Annotated in this window: 16 protein-coding genes and 2 pseudogenes; 9 read left to right on the forward strand and 9 right to left on the reverse strand. The window is 74.1% G+C overall.

Annotation, left to right across the window (positions count from 1 at the left end; genetic code table 11):
- Positions 1 to 6 precede the first annotated feature (6 nt).
- Positions 7 to 2046: a bifunctional aldolase/short-chain dehydrogenase gene (locus tag ABZ923_RS20420; protein WP_361473535.1), complete on the reverse strand. Its 2040-nt coding sequence runs from the start codon at positions 2044 to 2046 to the stop codon at positions 7 to 9.
- Positions 2047 to 2173: 127 nt separating this feature from the next.
- Complete coding sequence (gene rhaI, locus ABZ923_RS20425) at positions 2174 to 3334, reverse strand: L-rhamnose isomerase (protein WP_361473538.1); 1161 nt, start codon at positions 3332 to 3334, stop codon at positions 2174 to 2176.
- A gap of 270 nt (positions 3335 to 3604) precedes the next feature.
- Between rhaI and ABZ923_RS20430 the strand changes: the two are divergent.
- From ABZ923_RS20430 to ABZ923_RS20460, 7 genes and pseudogenes are all read left to right on the forward strand, one after another.
- Positions 3605 to 3781: pseudogene (locus ABZ923_RS20430) on the forward strand (ATP-binding cassette domain-containing protein); the annotation flags it as partial.
- A 3-nt stretch (positions 3782 to 3784) separates the two neighbouring features.
- A pseudogene (locus ABZ923_RS20435) lies at positions 3785 to 4084 on the forward strand (rhamnose ABC transporter substrate-binding protein); the annotation flags it as partial.
- The gene (locus ABZ923_RS20440) at positions 4084 to 4404 is read left to right on the forward strand and encodes an L-rhamnose mutarotase (protein WP_361473541.1); all 321 of its coding nucleotides are present in this window, start codon (positions 4084 to 4086) and stop codon (positions 4402 to 4404) included. The pseudogene ABZ923_RS20435 and the gene ABZ923_RS20440, both read left to right, overlap by 1 nt.
- A gap of 16 nt (positions 4405 to 4420) precedes the next feature.
- A complete protein-coding gene (locus tag ABZ923_RS20445) occupies positions 4421 to 5833 on the forward strand; it encodes a BNR repeat-containing protein (RefSeq protein WP_361473544.1) in 1413 nt (470 codons plus the stop codon).
- Positions 5834 to 5887: 54 nt separating this feature from the next.
- Positions 5888 to 6919 carry a LacI family DNA-binding transcriptional regulator gene (locus ABZ923_RS20450; RefSeq protein ID WP_361473546.1) on the forward strand — a complete coding sequence of 344 codons (1032 nt, stop codon included), beginning with the start codon at positions 5888 to 5890 and terminating at the stop codon, positions 6917 to 6919.
- A gap of 128 nt (positions 6920 to 7047) precedes the next feature.
- Positions 7048 to 8349 (forward strand): alpha/beta fold hydrolase, encoded by a 1302-nt coding sequence (locus ABZ923_RS20455; RefSeq protein WP_361473549.1) that lies wholly within the window; start codon positions 7048 to 7050, stop codon positions 8347 to 8349.
- 136 nt (positions 8350 to 8485) lie between these two features.
- Positions 8486 to 9343 (forward strand): pentapeptide repeat-containing protein, encoded by an 858-nt coding sequence (locus tag ABZ923_RS20460; RefSeq protein WP_361473552.1) that lies wholly within the window; start codon positions 8486 to 8488, stop codon positions 9341 to 9343.
- On the opposite strand, the gene ABZ923_RS20465 is transcribed toward ABZ923_RS20460, so the two are convergent.
- Positions 9305 to 10873: a cytochrome P450 gene (locus tag ABZ923_RS20465; protein WP_361473555.1), complete on the reverse strand. Its 1569-nt coding sequence runs from the start codon at positions 10871 to 10873 to the stop codon at positions 9305 to 9307. The genes ABZ923_RS20460 and ABZ923_RS20465 overlap by 39 nt on opposite strands.
- 120 nt (positions 10874 to 10993) lie before the next feature.
- Between ABZ923_RS20465 and ABZ923_RS20470 the strand changes: the two genes are divergently transcribed.
- Both ABZ923_RS20470 and ABZ923_RS20475 read left to right on the forward strand, forming a co-directional pair.
- Positions 10994 to 11611, forward strand: coding sequence for a TetR/AcrR family transcriptional regulator (locus ABZ923_RS20470; RefSeq protein WP_361473558.1), 618 nt, complete (start codon positions 10994 to 10996; stop codon positions 11609 to 11611).
- Between the two features lie 80 nt (positions 11612 to 11691).
- Positions 11692 to 12417, forward strand: coding sequence for a DUF2470 domain-containing protein (locus ABZ923_RS20475; protein ID WP_361473560.1), 726 nt, complete (start codon positions 11692 to 11694; stop codon positions 12415 to 12417).
- On the opposite strand, the gene ABZ923_RS20480 is transcribed toward ABZ923_RS20475, so the two are convergent.
- From ABZ923_RS20480 to ABZ923_RS20505, 6 genes are all read right to left on the reverse strand, one after another.
- Positions 12385 to 13524 (reverse strand): lactonase family protein, encoded by a 1140-nt coding sequence (locus tag ABZ923_RS20480; RefSeq protein WP_361473632.1) that lies wholly within the window; start codon positions 13522 to 13524, stop codon positions 12385 to 12387. The genes ABZ923_RS20475 and ABZ923_RS20480 overlap by 33 nt on opposite strands.
- A gap of 205 nt (positions 13525 to 13729) precedes the next feature.
- Positions 13730 to 14833, reverse strand: coding sequence for a hypothetical protein (locus ABZ923_RS20485; protein WP_361473563.1), 1104 nt, complete (start codon positions 14831 to 14833; stop codon positions 13730 to 13732).
- 46 nt (positions 14834 to 14879) lie between these two features.
- Complete coding sequence (locus ABZ923_RS20490) at positions 14880 to 16133, reverse strand: aromatic acid exporter family protein (protein WP_361473566.1); 1254 nt, start codon at positions 16131 to 16133, stop codon at positions 14880 to 14882.
- Between the two features lie 79 nt (positions 16134 to 16212).
- On the reverse strand, positions 16213 to 16707 hold the full coding sequence (locus ABZ923_RS20495) for an FBP domain-containing protein (RefSeq protein ID WP_361473569.1): 495 nt from the start codon (positions 16705 to 16707) through the stop codon (positions 16213 to 16215).
- A 117-nt stretch (positions 16708 to 16824) separates the two neighbouring features.
- A complete protein-coding gene (locus ABZ923_RS20500) occupies positions 16825 to 17466 on the reverse strand; it encodes a PAS domain-containing protein (RefSeq protein WP_361473572.1) in 642 nt (213 codons plus the stop codon).
- Between the two features lie 74 nt (positions 17467 to 17540).
- Positions 17541 to 21197: a hypothetical protein gene (locus tag ABZ923_RS20505; protein WP_361473575.1), complete on the reverse strand. Its 3657-nt coding sequence runs from the start codon at positions 21195 to 21197 to the stop codon at positions 17541 to 17543.
- Positions 21198 to 21280 lie beyond the last annotated feature (83 nt).

A 21280-nucleotide genomic window follows, 5' to 3' on the forward strand; every position in this document is an offset into this window, starting at 1 on the left:
CCGCGCTCACCGCAGGAACGCGGCCGCCACACCCGCGTCGACCGGAATGTGCAGACCGGTGGTGTGCGTGAGGTCCCCGCCGGTGAGCGCGAACACCGCGTTCGCCACGTGCTCGGGCAGCACCTCCCGCTTGAGGATGGTCCGCTGCGCGTAGAACTCGCCCAGCTTCTCCTCCGGCACCCCGTACACGGCGGCCCGCTGCGCACCCCAGCCGCCCGCGAAGATCCCGGACCCGCGCACCACCCCGTCCGGGTTGACCCCGTTGACCCGGATCCCGTGCTCGCCCAACTCGGCCGCCAGGAGCCGTACCTGGTGGGCCTGGTCGGCCTTGGCGGCGGAGTAGGCGATGTTGTTCGGCCCGGCGAAGACGGCGTTCTTCGAGGCGATGTACACGATGTCGCCGCCCAGCCCCTGCGCGGTCATCACCCGGGCCGCCTCCCGCGACACGAGGAACGACCCGCGGGCCATGACGGCGTGCTGGAGGTCCCAGTCCTTCGCCGACGTCTCCAGCAGCGGCTTGGAGAGGGAGATCCCGGCGTTGTTGACGACCAGGTCGACCCCGCCGAAGGCGAGCACGGCCGCCTCGAACGCGGCGGCGATCTGCTCCTCGGAGGTGACGTCGACGGTGACGGGGACGGCCTTGTCCGGCCCGCCCAGCTCCTCGGCGACGGCCGCGGCGCTCCCGCCGTTCAGGTCGGCGACGACGACACACGCCCCCTCGGCCACCAGCCGGTGCGCGATGGCCTTCCCGATCCCGCTGCCGGCCCCGGTGACGAGCGCGACGCGCGTGGCGAGCGGCTCGGGCTCGGGCATCCGCCGGAGCTTGGCCTCCTCCAGCGCCCAGTACTCGATCCGGAACTTCTCGGCCTCCTCGATCGGCGCGTACGACGAGACGGCCTCCGCGCCCCGCATCACGTGGACGGCGTTGACGTAGAACTCGCCGGCCACGCGGGCGGTCTGCTTGTCCTTGCCGAAGGAGAACATGCCGACGCCCGGCACCAGCACGACGGCCGGGTCGGCGCCGCGCAGGGCGGGGGAGTCGGGCCGGGCGTGCCGCCGGTAGTAGGCGGCGTACTCCTCCCGGTAGGCGGCGTGCAGGTCCCGCAGCCGGGCGACGGCCTCGTCCAGCGGCGCGGCCGGCGGCAGGTCGAGCACGAGCGGCCGCACCTTGGTGCGCAGGAAGTGGTCCGGGCAGGAGGTGCCCAGGGCGGCCAGCCGGGGGTGCTCGGCGCGGGCCAGGAAGTCGAGCACCACCTCGGCGTCGGTGAAGTGTCCGACCTGGGGCCGGTCCTGGGAGGCGAGCGCGCGGACGTACGGCGCGAGCGCGGCCGCCCGCTGCCTCCGCTCGGCCTCGGGCAGCGCCTCGTACCGCTCGACGACCGGCCCGAAGGGTTCCGCCCTGCCCTTCTCGGCGAGGAACGCCTCGGCGGTCCGGATGATGTGCAGCGAGTTGCGCTCGCACTCCTCGGAGGAGTCGCCCCAGGCGGTGATGCCGTGCCCGCCGAGGACGCAGCCGACGGCCTGCGGGTTGGCGGCCCTGATCGCGGCGATGTCCAGCCCGAGCTGGAACCCGGGCCGCCGCCACGGCACCCACACCACGCTGTCCCCGAAGCACTCGGCGGTCAGCTTCTCCCCGTCGGCCGCGCAGGCGAGCGCGATACCGGAGTCCGGGTGGAGGTGATCGACGTGCGGGGCGTCCACCAGCCCGTGCATGGCGGTGTCGATCGAGGGCGCGGCCCCGCCCCTGCCGTGCAGGCAGTAGTCGAACGCGGCGACCATCTCGTCCTCGCGCCCGACCCCGGGGTACACCTCGGCCAGGGCCCGCAGCCGGTCCAGCCGCAGCACGGCCAGCCCGTCCTCGGTGAGCGTGCCGAGGTCGCCACCGGACCCCTTCACCCACATCAGCTCCACCTCGCCCCCGGTGACGGGGTCGGTGGCGGAGCCCTTGGCGGACGCGTTCCCGCCGGCGTAGTTGGTGTTCCGGGGATCGGAGCCGAGCCGGTGGGAGCGGGAGAGGAGAGCGGCGACTTCGGGATGGGTGGTCATGAGGATCGGTTCCTGTTCGGAAGAGGGACGGACGGACAGGGGCGCGGGCCGTGTCGATGTGCGGCTCCGCCGCGTGGGCGCGGGAAGCCGCAACGCACCCCGCGACGGTGCTCCGGAGGCGGACGCGTCACGCTCCCCAACCGGCCTGGTCCCCACCCACCCGCTCGGCGACGATCTTCTCGCCCCACCCGGACCGGGCGTAGGCGCCCATCGGATCGGGATCCAGCCCCGACTCCTCCCGGACCTCGCCGAGAAGCCCCCGCACGTCCGTGTTGTAGGCGTCCATCAGCACGGCGTTGGCCGCCAGCACGTCCCCGGCCCGCTGAGCCGCGGCCAGCGCCTCCCGGTCGACCAGCAGTGCCTTCGCCGTGGCCTCCTGCACGTTCATCACCGAGCGGATGATCGCCGGGATCTTCGCCTCGATGTTGTGGCACTGGTCGAGCATGAACGCGATGTCGGAGGTGAACCCCCCGCCCCGGATCACCTCGTACATGATCCGGAACAGCTGGAAGGGATCGGCCGCCCCCACCATCAGGTCGTCGTCGGCGTAGAACCGCGAGTTGAAGTCGAACCCGCCGAGCTTCCCCTCGCGCAGCAGCGTCGCCACGATGAACTCGATGTTGGTTCCCGGCGCGTGGTGCCCGGTGTCGACGACCACCCGGGCCTTGTCGCCGAGCTTCAGACAGTGCGCGTAGGCGGTTCCCCAGTCCGGGACGTCGGTCGTGTAGAAGGCCGGCTCGAAGAACTTGTACTCCAGCAGCATCCGCTGCCCCGTGCCGAGCCGCGCGTAGACCTCGGCCAGCCCTTCGGCGAGCCGGTCCTGCCGGGCGCGGACGTCGTCCTGCCCGGGGTAGTTCGTCCCGTCGGCGAACCACAGCTTCAGGTCCCGCGACCCGGTGGCGTCCATGATGTCCACGCACCGCAGCAGGTGGTCGACGGCCTTGCGGCGCACCGCCGCGTCCGGGTGGCAGATGCTGCCCAGCCTGTAGTCGTCGTCCTGGAAGGTGTTGGAGTTGATCGCGCCCAGCCGCACGCCCCGTTCCTCGGCGTACTCGGCGAGGGCCGCGTAGTCCTCCACGGTGTCCCAGGGGATGTGCAGGGCCACGGTCGGCGTGACCCCGGTGAAGGCGTGCACCTGTGCCGCGTCCTGCAGTTTCTCCCAGGGCGAGCGCGGCACCCCGGCCTGTGCGAAGACCTTGAAGCGGGTCCCGGAGTTCCCGTACGCCCACGACGGCGTCTCGACGGCCTGGGTCCTGAGCGCGGCCTTCACCGCGGCGAGGTCGGTCACTTCGGGGCTCCTGGTGAGGTCGGACGGCACGAGGGAGTGTGTGAAACGATTCAAAACGGCAAGCTAGGGGTCGCCCGGAGGGGTGTCAAGCAGTCCGGCCGGCTTGGCTCTCCGTGACCCCGTTGTGACTACGGCTATCGAGATCTTTTCGATAGGGACCCATTGACGTGCCATGACTGCGGTGCCTACCGTCCCGGCCATCCACTTGAAACCTTTCACGACCCCGTGGCGGGCCCGCTGCCCTGCCGCCGGCGTCGTCGAGGAGCCCCCATGACCCACCCGCCTGACACGGAACCGGCCCCGGTGCCGGCGCTGAAGGGCGTCTCCAAGTCCTTCGGCGCCGTACGCGCCCTGCGGGACGTCTCCCTGGAGCTGCTGCCCGGCGAGGTGCACGCCCTCGCCGGCGAGAACGGCGCGGGCAAGTCGGCCGTCAAGCTCCTCAGGACCGCCTACAAGGGCAAGGTCAGGCTGACCGGCCTCGGCACGCCGAACGACATGCGCGAGTACGTCAAGAACGGCACCGTCGACGCCTTCGAGCTGTGGGACCCGGCCAAGCGCGGCGACCTGGCCGCGCGGACCGCGGTGGCGCCGGCCTCGGGCCAGATCACCGGCAGGGAGGGCGAGACCTTCAAGGCCGGTGGCACGACGTACACCATCGGCAAGGACGGCGTGATCAGCCTGGGCAGGCCGACCGTGTTCGACGCCGAGAACATCGACCAGTTCGACTTCCGAGAGACCGGGGTTCGCTGATGCAGCGCGTGTGTTTCCTGCTGAAGGTCCGGGCCGACCGGCTCGACGAGTACCGTGAGCGGCACGCGGCCGTCTGGCCGGAGATGCTCGACGCCCTGAAGGCGACGGGCTGGCACAACTACTCGCTGTTCCTGCGCGAGGACGGCCTGCTCGTCGGCTATCTGGAGACGGCGGACTTCGCCGCCGCCCAGGCCGGCATGGAGGCCACCGGCGTCAACGCCCGCTGGCAGGCCGAGATGGCGCCGTTCTTCGAGTCGCTGGACGGCGCCCGCCCCGACGAGGCCATGAAACCGCTCACCGAAGTGTTCCACCTCGCCTGACCACCTGGAGCCGCACATGAGACGACGCACCGTGCAGGCCGGCGCCCCCGCCGCCTCCGTCACGGCCGCCGGAACCGCACGGGCGGCCGTCCCGGGCCCGTCGGTCACCAGCAGGGGCACCACCCGACTCGACTCCCAGGCCGTCTACTTCGTCTCCTACGACGGGCTGGTCAACAACAACTCCTTCCAGAAGAACGGCCTGCTGACCCACCGAGGCCACCAGTACGCCGCCTGGTACACGGCGAGCCGCCACGCGGTCGTGGCCCGCCGGGCGCTGGGCGCCGCCACCTGGTCGACGGTCACCCTGCCGCACCGGCTGAAGGCCGACGACTCCCACAACGTCATCTCCCTGGGCCTCTCCGCGACCGACGGCCGGCTGCACCTGAACATGGACTCCCACAGCGACGGCTTCTGCTACGTCAAATCCGTCGCCGGGCTGCTGGACCGTCCCGCGTCCACGGCCTGGACCACGTCCGTCTTCGGCGCCGTCCGGACGACCCTCGACGGGCTCGCGCTCACCTCGCAGTTCACCTACCCGCAGTTCGTCGCCACCCCCGAGGGCCGGCTCCAGCTCAGCTACCGCGCCGGGGTCTCCGGCGACGGCCGCAACGCCCTCGCCGAGTACGACGGGTCACGCTGGACCGCGCTGGGGGAGTGGACCAGCGCGACCGGCACGTACACCAGCGAGCACGGCTCCAGCACCGCCCGGAACATGTACCTGCACGGCATCGACTACGACACGCGGGGCCGGCTGCACGCCCTGTTCACCTGGCGGGAGCAGAACGCGGCCGTCATGTGCAGCGGCGGCGGCATCACCAACCACGACACCGGCTACGTCTGGTCCGACGACCGCGGCCGTACCTGGCGCGACGACGCCGGCACCGTCGTCGGCACCACCGGCGGACCCGACCGGGTCGCCGTCGGCGACGGCGGTCTCGTGGTGGACCCGCTGGACCCGGACCACTCGCTGATGAACCAGGAGAGCCAGTCCACCGACTCGGCCGGCCGGCCGCACGCCATCATCAGCTACGTCCCCGGCCGCTTCGGCCGGTGCACCACGGGCTACGTCGCCGACCGCACCGCCCACGGGCGCGCCTTCCACCTGCGCAAGAACGCCGCCGGCGGCTGGCAGAAGACCGAGATCCCGGTCCCGCTCGGCTCCAGCCAGCGCACCAGGCTGGTCCTGGACCGGTACGACAACGCCTACGCCGTGTTCCCGTTCGGCCGGATCGCCGCGGCCTCCGCGGCCTCCGGGTACACCGACTGGACGCTCCTGTTCGACGGCGGCGGGCTGAACGCCTTCGGCGAGGTGGTGGTCGACGAGACCCGGGTCCGGGCGGACGGCGTCCTGTCGTTCCTGTACCAGGAGAAGTCCACCGGCACCACGCCCTCGCCCCTGCACGTGGCCGACTTCGCCCTGCCGGCGTGACGGTAGTGTGAAGGCCGCCCCGCCGCATCCCGTCCCCTGGAGGTCCGAAGCCCGATGGCCCAGTCGGTGGGTATCAAGGACGTCGCCCGCGCCGCCGGAGTGTCGGTGGGCACGGTGTCCAACGTCATCAACCGCCCGGACACCGTCGCCGGCGAGACCCGTGCCCGGGTGCTGTCCGCGATCGACCGGCTCGGCTACGTCCGCAGCGAGTCGGCACGCCAGCTGCGGGCCGGCCGCAGCCGGATCATGGGGCTGCTCGTGCTCGACATGGGCAACCCGTTCTTCGTGGACGTCGCGCGCGGCGCCGAGCGGGCGGCCCGGGAGGCGGGGCTCGGCGTGATGGTGTGCAACAGCGCGCAGAACGCGGCCGAGGAGGCGGAGTACCTCTCGCTCTTCGCCGAGCAGCGGGTGCGGGGCGTGCTGCTCACCCCGGCCGACGCCACCGGCCGCAACATCGCGGCCTTCCGCCGGCACGGCATCCCGTTCGTGCTGGTCGACCGGGTCGCCGAGGGCACCACCGAATGCTCGGTGAGCGTCGACGACGTGGCGGGCGGCGCGCTCGCGGTCCGGCACCTGGTGGACGCCGGGCACCGCTCGTTCGCCTACGTCAGCGGGCCGCCCGGACTCAACCAGGTCCGCGACCGCCGCACCGGCGCGCTGAACGCCCTCGCCGAGGCCGGCCTCGGCCCCGAGGCCCTGCGCGAACTGCCCACCGAACGGCTCGACGTGGCCGCGGGCCGGGACGCGGGCGCCCGGCTGCTCGGCCTCGCCGACCGGCCCACCGCCGTCTTCTGCGCCAACGACCTGCTCGCCCTCGGTGTCCTGCAGGCCATGTACGCGGCCGGGGTCACCGTCCCGGACGACCTCGCGCTCGTCGGCTACGACGACATCGAGTTCGCCGCGGCCGCCGCCGTACCCCTCACCTCCGTACGCCAGCCCGCCGTCACCATGGGTGCCCTCGCCGCCGAACTGCTGCTGGAGGAGACCGAGCAGCACGAGGGCGAGCGGAAGCGGGCGCACGAGCACCGGCGGGTGGTGCTCCAGCCGGAGCTGGTGGTGCGCCGCTCCAGCCTCGCGGCACGCTGAGCCGGGGTCCCGCGCCCGGCCCCGTACTGACCGGCAGTTCAGTGACCATCCATGATCCCGGGGCTCGGCGCGCGCCCGCTCGTGTGCTCAACTGGGACACGTCCAGCCCGTCCGTCCCAGGAGACCCGTTGAGCCTCAGCTACCGCCAGCCCGGCGTCGTGCTCACCGACCGCCACTTCACCGTGCCCCTCGACCACGCCGACCCCGGCGGCGAGACCATCGAGCTGTACGCCCGCGAGGCGGTGGCGAGCGACAAGGCCGGGCAGGACCTGCCCTGGCTGGTGTATCTGCAGGGCGGCCCCGGCTTCGGGGCGAATCGTTTCGTCGGACGTCAGGCCTGGCTCGACCGGGCGCTGAAGGAGTACCGCGTCCTGCTGCTCGACCAGCGCGGCACCGGCCGCTCCACACCCGCCACCCGGCAGACCCTGCCGCTGCGCGGCGGCCCCGCCGCCCAGGCCGACCACCTCACCCGCTTCCGCGCCGACTCCATCGTCCGCGACTGCGAGGCCATCCGCCCGCAGGTCACCGGCGGAGCCCCGTGGACCGTGCTCGGCCAGAGCTTCGGCGGCTTCTGCACGGTGTCCTACCTCTCCCTGGCCCCCGAGGGCATCGCCACCGCGATCGTCACCGGCGGCCTGCCCTCCCTGCACGCCCACGCCGAGGACGTCTACCGGGCCGCCTACCCGCGCGTCGAACGCAAGGTCGCCGCGCACTACGCCCGCTATCCGCAGGACGTGGAGCGCGCCCGCCGGATCGCCGACCACCTCCTCACCCGCGACGTGGTCCTGCCGAACGGCTACCGCTTCACCGTCGAGGCCTTCCAGTCCCTCGGCCTGATGCTCGGCGCGAGCGACGGCAGCCACCGGCTGCACCACCTGCTGGAGGACGCCTTCGTCCGCACGCCGGCCGGCCTCGAGCTCTCCGACGCCTTCCAGGAGCAGGCCCAGTCCCTCCTGTCGTACGCCTCCCACCCCCTCTACGCCCTCGTCCACGAGTCGATCTACGGCCAGGACGCCCGCCCCACCGCGTGGGCCGCCGAACGCGTCCGCGCCGAGTTCCCGCAGTTCGACGCGGCCAAGGCGCTCACCGGAGACGGCCCGGTGCTCTTCACCGGCGAGACCGTCCACCCCTGGATGTTCGACACCGACCCGGCCCTGCGCCCCCTGCGCGAGACGGCCGAACTGCTCGCCGCCCGCACCGACTGGCGCCCCCTGTACGACCCGGCACGTCTCGCCGCCAACGAGGTCCCGGTCGCCGCGGCCGTGTACCACGACGACATGTACGTCGACACCGCCCACTCCCTGGAGACGGCCGCCGCGATCCGCGGCCTGCGCCCCTGGGTCACCAACGAGTACGAGCACGACGGCCTGCGCGCGGGCGCCCCCCGCGTCCTGGACCGGCTGCTGGCGCTGGCACGCGACGAGGCGTGACGGTCACCGGGCAGGGACGGCGCCTCGGAAGGGGCGCGGGCATCCGCGTGACGAGCCACGACGGAGCCGCTGCCGCCGCCCGGCGGACGGGGGCGGACGATCAGTGCCGTGCCGGCGGGTCAGTAGGCTGGACCCCATGCCGGATCAGATAGCCGACCCCGCCCCCGACCTGCGCGGCGACTGCGCGCGGTGCTTCGGGCTGTGCTGCGTCGCCCTGCCCTTCGCCCGCTCCGCCGACTTCGCGCGGGACAAGCCCGCGGGCAAGCCCTGCCCGAACCTCGGGGGCGACCACCGCTGCGGCATCCACGCCGACCTGCGGACGAAGGGCTTCACCGGCTGCACGGTCTACGACTGCTTCGGCGCCGGCCAGAAGGTCTCGCAGGTCACCTTCGGCGGGCAGGACTGGCGTACCGCGCCGAAGGAGCACGCGCGCCGGATGTTCGACGTGTTCCCGGTCGTCCGGCAACTGCACGAGCTGCTGTGGTACCTGACCGAGGCACTCGGCCTGCCCGCCGCCCGGCCCGTCCACCCCGAGCTGCGGCAGGCGCTGGAGAAGACCGAGCGGCTCACCCGGCAGACCCCCGAGGAGCTGGCCGCGCTGGACGTGGCCGCGCACCGGCAGGAGGTCAACGTGCTCCTGCTGCGCACCAGCGAGCTGGCCCGGGCCGGCGCCGGCGACAAGGGCAAGGGCAAGGGGAAGGGCAGGGGCCGGGACCGGCGGGGCGCGGATCTCGTCGGCGCCCGGCTCAGGGGCGCCGACCTGCGGGGGGCGAGCCTGCGTGGCGCCTGTCTGATAGCCGCCGACCTCACCGGTGCCGACCTGCGCGACGCGGACCTGATCGGTGCCGACCTGCGGGACGCCGACCTGACCGACGCGGACCTCACCGGAGCCTTCTTCCTCACCCAGCCGCAGGTCAACGCGGCCCGGGGCAGCGAGGGTACCCGGCTGCCGGCGTCAGTCACGCGCCCCGTGCACTGGACAGCGGCTCGCTGACAGGGGCTCCGCCGGCTCGGCCGGGCCGTGCCGTGGCCCGTCCGCGGCTGCGTCGTGGTCCGGTCGCGCCGTCCCCCGCGCGCCTGCGCGGCGCTCCAGCCGCAGCCGCAGCCCCTCCGGCATCAGCGTCAGCCGTTCGGAGACGGTGAGCCGGTAACCGGGGTCCGCGTGCAGCTCGTAGCGGCGCAGCAGCAGGCCGAGGACCAGCGTCGCCTCGTGCAGGGCGAACTGGCGGCCGATGCAGGCCCGGGCGCCGGTGCCGAACGGCTTGAAGGTGTGCGGTGGCCGGGCCCGTACGGCCGCCGCGGTGAAGCGGTCCGGGTCGAACCGGTCGGCGTCCTCGCCCCACACCTCCGGCTCGCGGTGCAGCATCGGCGTCAGCACCAGCGCCCACGCGCCCCGGCGCATCGGATGCTCCCCGGCGAGGACCGTGTCCCGCCGTGCCTCGCGGGCGAAGGCGGGCGCGGTCGGCCACAGCCGCAGCGACTCGTCCAGCACCCGGCGGACGTAGCGCAGTTTGGCGATCCGGTCGTAGCCGGGCCGCGGGGTGTCGCCCCAGACCCGGTCCACCTCGGCCCGGGCCCGGGCGGCGACCTCGGGGTGCCGGGCGAGGTAGTGGAGGGCGAAGGAGAGGGCGCCCGAGGTGGTCTCGTGGCCCGCCACCAGGAACGTGATCACCTGCTTGCGGACGTTCTCGGCGGACAGCTTCTCCCCGGTCTCCGGGTGCGCGGTCGCCAGCATGCGGTCCAGCAGGTCCCCCTCGCCGCCACCGGACCGGCGACGGGCGGCGACCAGACCGTCCACGGTGCGGTCGAGGTAGGCCATGTCGGCCGCGTTGCGCCGGGCGGCGGCGCGCAGCAGCAGCGGGGCGAGCGGCCCGGGCACGCTGTTCAGCCGCTGGGCGTAGGTGAGGGTGCCGACCATCGCCGTGACGAAGGGGTGCGGGCGGTCCCGCTCGAAGGAGCCGAAGTCGTGCCCGAAGCCGGTCCGGGCGATCGTCTCCAGGGTCAGCCGGGTCATGTCGCCGGGCACGTCCACCGTGCGCCCGGCCGCCAGCTCGCGGTCCCAGTGGTCGGTCAGCCGGCCGGCGACCGCGAGCATCATGCCGTGGTAGCCCTCCATGGCCTCCCGGCTGAACCCGGGCGCCAGGACGTCGTGCGCCAGCTGCCAGTTGGGCTCGTGGTTGTAGGCGGTGAACAGGCCGTCGCCGGCCACCGGCCGCAGATTGGCGACGCCCAGGCCGACGTGCTTGGCGAACCGGGACTCGTCGGCGAGGTCGGCGACCAGCCCGGCCCCCCACACGAACACGAACTCCTTGCCGAAGGCCCGGCGCCGGAAGATCGGCCCCAGCTCGCGCGCGAAGCGCATCGAGTCCTGCAGCGGCCGCCTGCGGTCGGCGCCGAGCACATCGCCGAGCAGCGGCAGCCGGTGCGGTGGATGCGGTATGCGGTGCAGCCCGGGCCAGCCCTGCTCGGCGCTCCGGAAACCCTTCGGCAGCCCGGTCCCCGGGACCCCCGTCGTCTCCGCCATGACGCGATCTCCCTTGATCAGCGGATGGTTGAAGCAGTGACGCGCGCGTGTTGTACGTGGGTTCAGTAACGTGTTCCAGTGTTGTCCCGTTGTTGAACCGGCGTCAAGTAAAGTGACGGCATGCCCGCGAACCAGGGGGAACGCGCCCGGCGCAGACTCAGTACCGCGGAACGCCGTGAGCAGCTGCTGTCGGTCGGCGCGAAGCTGTTCTCGGAGAGCCCCTACGACGACGTGTGGATCGAGCAGGTCGCCGAGATCGCCGGGGTCTCGCGCGGGCTGCTGTACCACTACTTCCCGACCAAGCGGGAGTTCTTCGCCGCCGTCGTGGAGCGGGAGAGCGCGCGCATGCTGCGCATGACGGCGGCGGTGCCCGGAGTGCCGGTGCGCGAGCAGCTCACCGCCGGCCTCGACACCTACCTCGGCTACGTCGAGGCCCACGCCCACGGCTTCCGCGCCTTCCACCGCGCCGACGCGGCCGGCGACCAGGCCGTGCGCCGGGTCTACCGGCGGGCCCTGGCCGCCCAGGAGAAGCAGATCCTGGCCGCGCTCGCCGCCGACCCCGAGTTCGGGCCCGTCGTCGAGACCGCTCCCCAGGTGCGCCTGGCGGTGCGCGGCTGGCTCGCCTTCACCACCGCCGTCTGCCTCGAATGGCTGCGCGGTGAGGGCGAGTTCGGCCGGGAACAGGTGCGCGATCTGTGCGCCCGTGCCCTGCTGGGCGTCCTCGCGCACTCCGGATGACCCCGACCGCCGGTGCGGCCTGGTTGGCGTGCGCCTCGATCTCCGATAGGTTAGGCAAGGCTTACCTAAGGAGGTCTCGGATGGGTGACACGCAGGACTGGACGGCCGCCCCCGGCGCGGCGGAACGAGCACGCTCGGTGCTGGCCGTCGCGTGGTCGTGCGCGGTGACCGCGGACGGCGCGCGCGAGGAGTACGCCGGCGCCCACACCGTCACCGAGGACGGCGCGGTACGGCTGGCGGTGCCCGACGACAGCGCCCTGTTCGGAGCGGTCCTGTGCGCCCCGCGCCAAGAGCCCTCCGCCCTGCTGGAGTTCGCCGACGTGGCGCCCGTACCGGTGCGCCACCGCATCCGCGCCCGGCTCTTCCTCTCCGGCTGGTTCGCCCCGTCCGAGGGCACCCTCCTGTTCCATCCCACCCGCGTGGTGCTGCGCCGGTCCGCCGGGGCGGTGGTGGTCGACCCGGACGAGTTCACCGCCGCCCGCCCCGACCCCCTCGCCGGCGCCGAGGCCCGGCTGCTCACCCACCTCGCCGAGGCCCACCCGGACGCCGTCGAGCGGCTCACCCGCCTGGTGCGGCCCGAGAGCCTGCACGCCGCGACCCGGGTGGTGCCGCTCGCCGTCGACCGGCACGGACTGACCCTGCGCATCGAACGCACCCGCGCCCACGGCGACGTACGGCTGCCCTTCCACGCGCCCGCCGACGACGTCGCCCAGCTCACCGAGCGCATGCACGCCCTGCTGGCGCAGGCCGGTGCCGCCGGCTGCCCCCGCGCGCTACAGCGGCAGCGCGCAGACGGCGACGGGTGAGGCGAACGGCTCGCCGGCCGGGCGGAGTCCACCGCCCTCCGGGTCGACACGGAAGACGGTGACCGTGCCGGAGCGCTGGTTCGCCGCGAACAGCAGCCGGCCGTCCGGCGAGAACGCGATCTGCCGCGGGAAGTCCCCGCCCACCGGCACCGTGCCGAGCAGCCGCAGCCGCGCCCCGTCGGCCTCGACGGCGTACCGGGCGAGGCTGTTGTGGCCCCGGTTGGCGAGGAAGGCGTACCGGCCGTTCGCCGTCACCAGGATCTGCGCCGGGTAGTTGGTGCCGCCGTCCGAACCCGTCGGCTGCGGTGCGCCCACGCGCAGCCGGCCGGAGCGCGGGTCGTACGCGCACACGGCCACGGTGTCGTCCACCTCGTTGGCCAGATAGGCGTACCGGCCGCCCGGATGGAAGGTCAGGTGGCGCGGGCCCGCGCCGGGCCGGGTGCGCGCCCGGGACACCTCGGTGAGCGTGCCGCCGGCCGGGTCGAGGCGGTAGGTGTACACGGTGTCGGTGCCCAGGTCCACGGCGAGGACGTGCCCGCCGTCGGGACTGGTGACGAACTGGTGGGCGTGCGGGCCCTGCTGTCCGGGGCCGGGCGGGGGAGAGGTGTGCGTGACCAGGTCGGTGCGCTCGCCCAGGGCGCCCGAGGCGTCGATCGGGTGCACGGCGACACTGCCCGAACCGTAGTCGGCGCTCAGCAGCCAGCGCCCGGTCGGATGCACCGACAGGTGACAGGGCCCGGCGCCGCCGGTGCTCCGGGTGCCGAGGACCTTCCGGTCCGCGAGGCGCACGGCCGTCACCCCGCCGTCCGGCCGCTCGTCCACCGCGTACAGCGTGCGGCCGTCCGGGTGCACGGCGAGATACGACGGGTCGGGGACCCCGGTGAGCGTGCCCGACCCGGTGATCCGGCCGGACTCCGGGTCGTACGACGCCAGACCGATGCCGGTGCCGCCGCCGTCGACGGAGGTGTACGTGCCCACGTACAGCGGGCGCGGCCCGGACGGTTCCCGGGGCGGCGGGGCCGGGTCCGGCGCGCTCCGCGTGGCCCGGGTGTCCGCCGGCGGGGCGGCCGGGGACGGCACCGCCACGACGGCCGCCGTGCCGGCCACGGCCCCGACGAACCGGCGTCTGGTCCAGCCGCCGCGCTCGCGGTCCCGCCGGGGCGGGGAAGAGCCCTCTTCCGCCGTCCGTGCCTCCGTGTCCATGCCGCACCTCAGGTCGTCGGTCGCCCCCCTGGTGACAGCCACCTTGGCCTGCACCCACCGGCAAGGGCAAGTCCGGCAACGGGTGTTGCGCGACGCGCAACGGCGGTGGTCACCACTCCCCGTCCTCGACCGGCTTGCCCGGCGCGTCCTTCAGCGGTGCCACCTGCCCGGCGGACGGGGCCTGCCACGGGTCCAGGTCCTCGCCGAGCCACTCGCCCACCGGCTTGACCCCCTCCAGGGTGTCCGTGGGGGCGAGATCGTCGGCGTCCGCGTCGTAGTAGTCGTACCAGGGCAGCCCCGCGCGGGTGTACGCCGCCCGGTCGACCGGCGACGGCGGGGGCGCCTCGCCGGTGATCCGGCGCCACTCCGGGGGCGTGACCAGGTGCACGAACACCCGCCCCGCCGGCTCCTCGGACCAGTCGCGCAGCGGCCGGTCGTCCTGGTAGACCTCCTGCCGCATCGAGCCGCCGACGCCCAGCCCCATGGCCGCGGCGCGCCGGGGGGCGGCGGCCGGCGGCGGGGGAGCGCCGAAGGACGCGGCGGGCGGCGGCGCGCCGACGGGCCCGCCCGGCGGAGGGCCGCCCGGGGCCGGCGCCGCCGTGGGCAGGGCGGCGCCGAAGCCGCCGGCCGGGCCGTAGCTGCCGGGCGGGCTCGGGGGCAGTGCCCGCTCCCGCTCCTGGCGCCGCCACTCGGCGAGGGCGCCCTCCGTCAGCGGGAACGACTGGAGCTGGACCCCGCCCCACACCTCCTCGCCGGTGACCTGCCCCTCCACGGTCGCGCCCAGCCCCAGCGGTACGGCCACGAACTGGCGGACCGTGCCCTTGCCGGAGTTGATCCCGTCCAGCCAGGGCTGACGGGGCAGCACCACGTAGTTCTGCGGACGCCGAGACAGCCGGCCCCGCCACGGCTTCCCGGACACCGCGCACACCTTGCCCACGCCGACCTGGAGCGCGGCCGGCTCCGTCGTCCCCGCGAAGCTCAGCCACATCGCCTCGCGCAGGTACACCGGCAGCATCACCCCGCCGCGCGCCCGCATCGTTTCCGGCACCCGGTCGGCGTGGTCCGCCACCCGCCGGACCGGGAACTCGCCCAGACCCGGCGGCAGCGGATGCGTGCCGCTCTCCGGCAGCCGCAGGGTGCGCACGAAGCGCACCGCCACCCCGCCGGGCAGCCGCAGCGTGTTCCCGTCGATCCGGACCCCGCCACCCGTCATCCGCCCGCTCCCTCGCCTCCCGCGCCGGCCCGCCCCGGCGTCTTCCTCACCGAGAACGCTCACCGACCCCCGCGCGGTTCCGCCACAGCTCCTCCTGCACACCGAGGCGGTCGCGCAGCCAGGCCAGCCGGGGCAGCTTGGTCCGCTGTCCGCGCGAGACCCGGTCCAGTTCCTCCAGCAGGCGGCGGGTGCGGTGCTCGGTGTTCAGCTCGTCGATGATCCGGGTCGTCTCGGTGAGGACCGCCCCGAGCAGCTGCCAGTGCGCCCAGTCCTTGCGGATCTCCTCCTGGAGCAGCTCGGCGAGCCGGTCCCGGGTGCCGGCCGCCGTGCGCAGTTCGGCACTCAGCCGCTCCTCCGCCGACTCGGCGTTCTCGCTCAGATGGGTGGTCACCAGCACGGCGAAGCTCACGACGGCGTCGGCGATCTCCGACAGCAGCTGCTCCACCGTCGCCCCCACCCGGGGCGGGAACAGCTCCTCGGACCCGCGGGCCTTGGCGAGGTCCGTGAAGGAGCGGGCCAGCACCCGCAGCACCACCGTGCAGATCTCCAGGGTGTCCAGACCGGTGCGCAGCACCACCCGGTGCAGCAGCCCCTCCTTCACCCGGGGATTGAGCCGCAGACTGTCCTCGGCCTGCCGCAGCGACGCGTCCACCTGGACGATGTCGTGGTCCAGCCGGCGCGCCTCGTGCAGCCGCTCGGCGGCCCGCTGCCAGGGGGTGCGGCCCGCGGCCTCCTCGCCCATCCGCAGCATCAGCTGGCGCACCCGCCGTGCGAGGTCCTCGATCGACCGGCCCGCCTCGTCCACCCACACCGGGGGCGGCAGCAGCAGGTTGCACGCGGTGCCGACGACCGCGCCGATCAGCGTCTCCACGATCCGCGCCCACGCCGTGAACCCGACCGTGGTGACCCCGAGCACCAGCATGGCGCTGATCGCCACCTCGGCCACGTACTCGTCGACGCGCACCAGGTGCCCCACGGCCAGCGCGGCCACGATCAGCAGCGCCAGGCTCCACCAGGTCAGGCCCACCAGCACGCTGAACGCGATGGCGACCAGGACGCCCGCGACCACCGAGTTCACCCGGCGGATGCCGTTGGTGAGGGTGGCGTAGAAGGTCACCTGGACGACCAGCAGCGCGGTCAGCGGCGCGGTGAGGGGGGCGGGCTCCGGACTCAGCCGGAGCGCGATCACGTAGGCGATCGTCGCGGCCGTCGCCGACCGCAGGGTCTGGACGACCACCGGCTCCCGGCGGCGTTTCGCCAGCCGCAGCAGTCCCGTGCTCCACTCTCGTACGTCGCGCATCCCTTGGCCTGTTCCCGTTCCTCGGGGGCGTCGAACGTGGCTGTTTGCGGACTGTTTCGGACTGCTTCAGGCCAGATGCTTATGCATAGAGCTTGTCGAGGAAGGCCTCCAGGTTGCTCCTGGTGCGGGCGATCTGCTCGTCCAGGGTCAGGCTCTCCTCGAACCGGGCGCCGGACGCCGGGGTCTTCCTGCCGCGCAGGTACAGCGAACACGCCAGGTCCGAGCACATGTACAGCCCGACCGAATTGCCCTCCCGGCCGGCCGCCCCCGCCTTGCGCGCGGCCATCAGCGAGACCCCGCCGCCCCGGTGCGTGGTCAGGCACAGCGAACACATGCTGCGGTGCAGGAAGCCGTGCTGGGAGGCAGGGAAGCGCAGGGTGACGCCGACGAGCCGGCCGTCCCGCTCGGTGACCAGATAGCTGCGGTCCGGGGCGCCGGGATCGCGCCAGCCCAGGAAGTCCAGGTCGTCCCAAGGGCGTTCGCCGAGGTCCCGCGGGACGGCCACCCGCTTGGCCTCGCCCTTGGAGCAGTTGACGAAGGAGCTGCGGATGTCCTGCTCGGTGAGCGGTCTCATGGGGGAGTCCTTCCGGATCCGGCCGGGCCGGTGAACCTAGGCCCTCTAGGCTGACGACTAGCCTAGTTAGCCACAGCGAGGGTGAGCCAATGGTTTTCCCTGTGGCTCCCCTGCCGGCTACTCCTCCTCCGCGGCTCCCGGTTCCGGGGGCCATACGCCCGGGGCCAGCACGCCCAGGGCGTAGGCGCGGGCCACCAGCTCTGTGCGGTTCGTGGCGTTCCAGCGAGCCGACAGGCGGCGCAGGTGATAGGTGACGCCGTCCCGGGTGAGACCGAGTTCGCGGGCGGCGCGGGCCGTGGTGGCGCCCCCGGCCAGCAGGGCCAGCACCCGCCGCTCCACCCCGGTGGTCCGCACCGGCTGCGGCTCCGGTGCCGTGCGCTCGCCCAGCACCCGCAGCATCACCAGCAGCGCCGGTGTCTCCTCCACGCTGTCGCTCACCGGATCCGCCGTCAGCTCCCCGTGCCGCTCGGCCCCGCCGGGCGCCCGCCAGCACACCGACACCTGGTAGCGGGAGCGGTGCCGCAGCCGTAGCGCCTCGGCGATCCGCTCCACCTGGGTGGTCTCCTGCGGCCGGAACAGCTCCAGCACCTGCCGGCCGCGCAGCCGGCCCGGGGTCGTACCGCACTCCGCGGCCATCGCCGGATTCGCCAGCGCCACCTGGCCGTACACGTCGCACACCGCCACCGGTACCGACACCCGGTCGAACAGCATCAGCGCCCGGTTGCGCCACACCACCGCGTCGGCCCGTTCCGCCTCCATCGCACCTCCCGGTCCGCCGGCCGACCGCCATCCAAGAGGAAGTGCAGGTCAGCGGCAAATCGGCGGGGCGGGGGTCAGCGCCACCGGGCCTCCACGCCGGCGAACTCGCTCGCGTGGGCGCCCGGCGGCAGGGCCGCGCGCAGCGGGGGCAGATCCGAGGGACGGAGGAGGCCGAAGGCCTCGCGGGGGAGGGCTCGGAGCAACTCCGGCGCCCGGGCGGCCAGCCACTCGTCCAGACCGAGGTCGATCGCGGCGCGCAGGACCGCCACGAGCACGGAGGGGCGGCCGGCCGCGACCGCCGGGAGGTCGAGTCCGTCGAGGAGCTCGTCCAGCCGGCCGGCCGCTTCCGCGCCGCGCGGCATCCGGGCGTCCCGCCACGTGGTGCTGGAACGGGCGGCCTGGGTGAGGGCCGTCAGGGCGGCGAGCCGGGCGCTCTCGGTGCGCCCGCCATCCTGCGGGCCCGTGCGGACGAGCAGCCGGTGAAGTTCCTCCGCGGCCGCCTCGAGCGCCGGGTCCGGCCGTCCGGCAGCGAGGTACAGGCAGTCGGACAGGTGCGTCCGCAGCCTCGGACCGATGACGGCCTTGTCGAGGACGATGCGCAACCGGCGCAGGTGTGCCGCCAGCGAGTCGTCCGGCAGCAGGGCGGCGTCGCGCGTCAGCTGGTGGCCCAGGGCCTCCAGGTACGGTTCCGTCTCGTGGGGCGGCAGCTGCGCCAGCACCGTCAGAGCGGTGGTGTAGGCCTTGTCCCGCAGAGTGGCGACCGGCGGCTGCGCGACCAGGGACAGCAGGGCCTGGGCGGCCGATCGCAATCGCCCCTCCTCCTCGGTCCGGTACGTCAGCAGGGTGCCGGGCATGGACTGCAGCAGGGGCCGTACCGCGTGCAGCAGGATCTCGGCATCCGGGTCGCCGGTGAACGTGATCCGGCGGTGCATGCGGGCCCAGGTGTCGGGGGCGAACTCGTCGTCTCCCGCGTACCGGGCGACTTCGGCGTCGGGCGTGCCCAGCACCCAGTCCAGATGGTGGTCGTCGGCGGGCGCGGCGTGCAGGCGGAGTCTCAGGTCCGGTCGGCCGCCGGAGTGCCGGCAGCGCTCGGGCGTCAGCGCGCCGGAGAACAGCTTCCAGGACGGCCCGGACAACTGGGACCGCCACTTGGACGCATGCCGCCGCCAGGCGTCGGCCACGTCGTCGTCGGGCGCGAGGAACCGCGAGGCCCACACCTCGCCCGCCACGGCGACGGCGATCAGCAGCAGATTGACCTGGTACACCGAGTTCCGGTAGGTCCTGGTCAGCCGCACGGGCGCGTGCGTGACGGGGGTGCGGGCCTCCGGCTCCCATTCGGCGGCACGGAACGGCCCGGCCAGCGCGTCCACGAGACCCTCCGGTGTCCCGCGGGCCAGCAGGTCCCGCACGTTCTCCAGCACCTGCACCCGGTCCGTGAGCGGCGCGAACGACAGCAGCGCGTAGAGCCGGCCGTCGTCCCCGGCGCCGGAGTCGGCCAGCTCGCGCACCGCCTGTCCGATCAGCCGGGCCGTCAGGTGCTCGCCGAATGTCGCGTGCATGAACTCGTAGCTGCGCAGGTGCTGTTCGGCGACCAGGGCGTGTGCCTCGTGCACGAAGAAGAACCGCCCGAACAGCAGGTCCGAGCCGCTGCCCCGGTCCTCCTCGGTGGCCCCGGTGTCCAGGGCCGCCAGGTCCCGGTCCGCGTCCGCGGCGCCGAGCGCCTGGGCGCCGCGCTGGAACATGCCGAGCGCGACCACGGACAGCCGGTGCAGTTCCCGCTCGACCGCCGCGGCCTGCTCGGCCGGCGGCAGCGCGCCGTCCTTGTCGACCTGCCGCCGGACGAACTCCGTGAGCAGCCGGTCGTACAGCTCGGTACGGCTGAAGTCCGCGCCGGCGAGGCGGTGCAGGGCGTTGTCGGCCGCGTCGTACAGGGCCAGCATGAGCAACAGCAGGGGCTGGGCGGTCAGTTCCCGGTGCCGCAGCACCGTTTCCGGGCTCAGCGGAAGGATGTCCCGCTGCGTGAAGTACGTGTGGTTCACGGTGTTCCAGACGGACAGCCAACGGTCCGTCTCGGCCGGTCCGAACGGCTCCAGGCGCAGCACCAGGGACCCCTGGGGGAGCTGTGCCCGGTCCGCCACCACGGTCCGGCTGGTGACGAGGACGATCAGCGGGCGGCCCAGGGCCGCCTCCCGCGCCTGGAACGCCGCCACGTCCGTCAGGTAGTTCCACTGCCACCGCGTGCTCAGGCTCTGCGCGCCCGCCTGCAGCAGCTCGTCGAAGCCGTCGAGCAGGACGACCGGTACCGCGCCGGGCTGTTCCTCGGACCAGTCCGGCCAGTGCCGCGGCCGCCCGGTGTCCTGCCGCAGCGCGTGTTCGAGCTGGCCCTGTACGTCGAGCGCCGGGGTGTGCCGCAACTCGACCCGCAGCGGCCGGAACTCGGCTGCCGGGAGCCGGGCCGTCAGCAGCCTGGTGAGCAGTGACTTGCCGGCGCCCGGGTGCCCGAGGACGACGAGCGGGGTCAGCAGGGCGGGCAGGGAGAGCAGATGGGCGGCGAGGAACCGCTCGATGCCCTCGTGCGCTTCCTGCTGCTCCCACCACTTGTCCGAGGCGACTCTCGTCTCGTCCCCGGGTGTGGGGCGGGACAGCCGGAAGCGCGGATCGACGTACCCCTCGCCGAGCGACGGCAGCCGTGGGCCGGGGGCGTCCAGCGAGGCGATCGGGGCCCGGAGCCGGGCGCGGACGGCGGCGCCCGGGGAGCCGGTCCCCGCGAACTCGTCGAGGAGGACGCCCAGTCCGGCCAGGCCCACCCCCGTACCCGTGTCCGCCAGGGACGTCACCACGGCACTGGGCAGCCCGGCCGACAGCGCGAACTCGGGGCACCGCTCGGCCAGGGGGAGCGCCAACTCGTGGAAGGTGTCCGCGATCAGCCGCTGGGTGCCGGTGGTCGCGCTCGACGGGGGCCAGGACAGGATGCCCGCCGGGTCGGGTTGCCCGTCCGGGGCCGTACCGGCGGGCGCGTAGGCCGGGGACGAGCCGTCGGCCATGCCCTGGACCAGGTGGGACCCCTCCGCCGGGAGCCCCGGGACGTGCCGCCGGACCGCGCAGGCCGTCAACGCCACACGCGCCGCCTGGAGCAACGCGGCGCGCGCCGGACCGCGGGCGGCCCGCACCCGGCTCGGGTACCCGTCCAGCAGTTCCGCCAGCATGCGCAGCACGCTCTGCCGGTCGTAGGCGTGGTTGAGCTGCCGCAGCAGCTCCAGGCCCGGGTGCGGCCGGTCACCTGCCAGCAGCAGGACGGCGGTGCGCACGTCCATGTCCACGCAGGCGCCGGTGTCGAGGTCGCCGGGTGCGGGCACGTCCGCCGGCAGGCCGGGCCGGTGCCCGGCCGTGGGCGCGCCGGCCGGCGGCGCGGGCTCGTGCCGCGGTACGGTCGCCGCCTCCGCGGTCCGCTCCAGTTCGGCGTGCCGGGCCCGCCACCAGTCCGTGTCCAGGGTCATCCCGGCGGGCGGCGCCGTCCCGGTCCCGCGCCGTTCCGCGCAGAGTGCGACGATCAGCCGGACCCTGTTCCAGTCGGGCACCCGGCGCCGCCGTCCGCTCAGCAGCTCCGACACCGAGGGGCCGCTCAGCCGCAGCGCGGCGCCGATCTCCGTCTGCGACACCCCGCACGCGCGCACGAGACGGTGCAGTTCCGCGCAGAAGTCCGCGACGGGACCCGCCGGTGGTACGGCCAACTCCCCACTCCTTCGCATGCGGCTCGGCGGAGTTCTCCGAAGCGTACGGCCTGGCCGGCGTCCGGTGCGGGCGGTTCGGGCCC

Origin of the sequence: Streptomyces sp. NPDC046881 (assembly GCF_040645015.1) — a bacterium.
Lineage (GTDB): Bacteria > Actinomycetota > Actinomycetes > Streptomycetales > Streptomycetaceae > Streptomyces.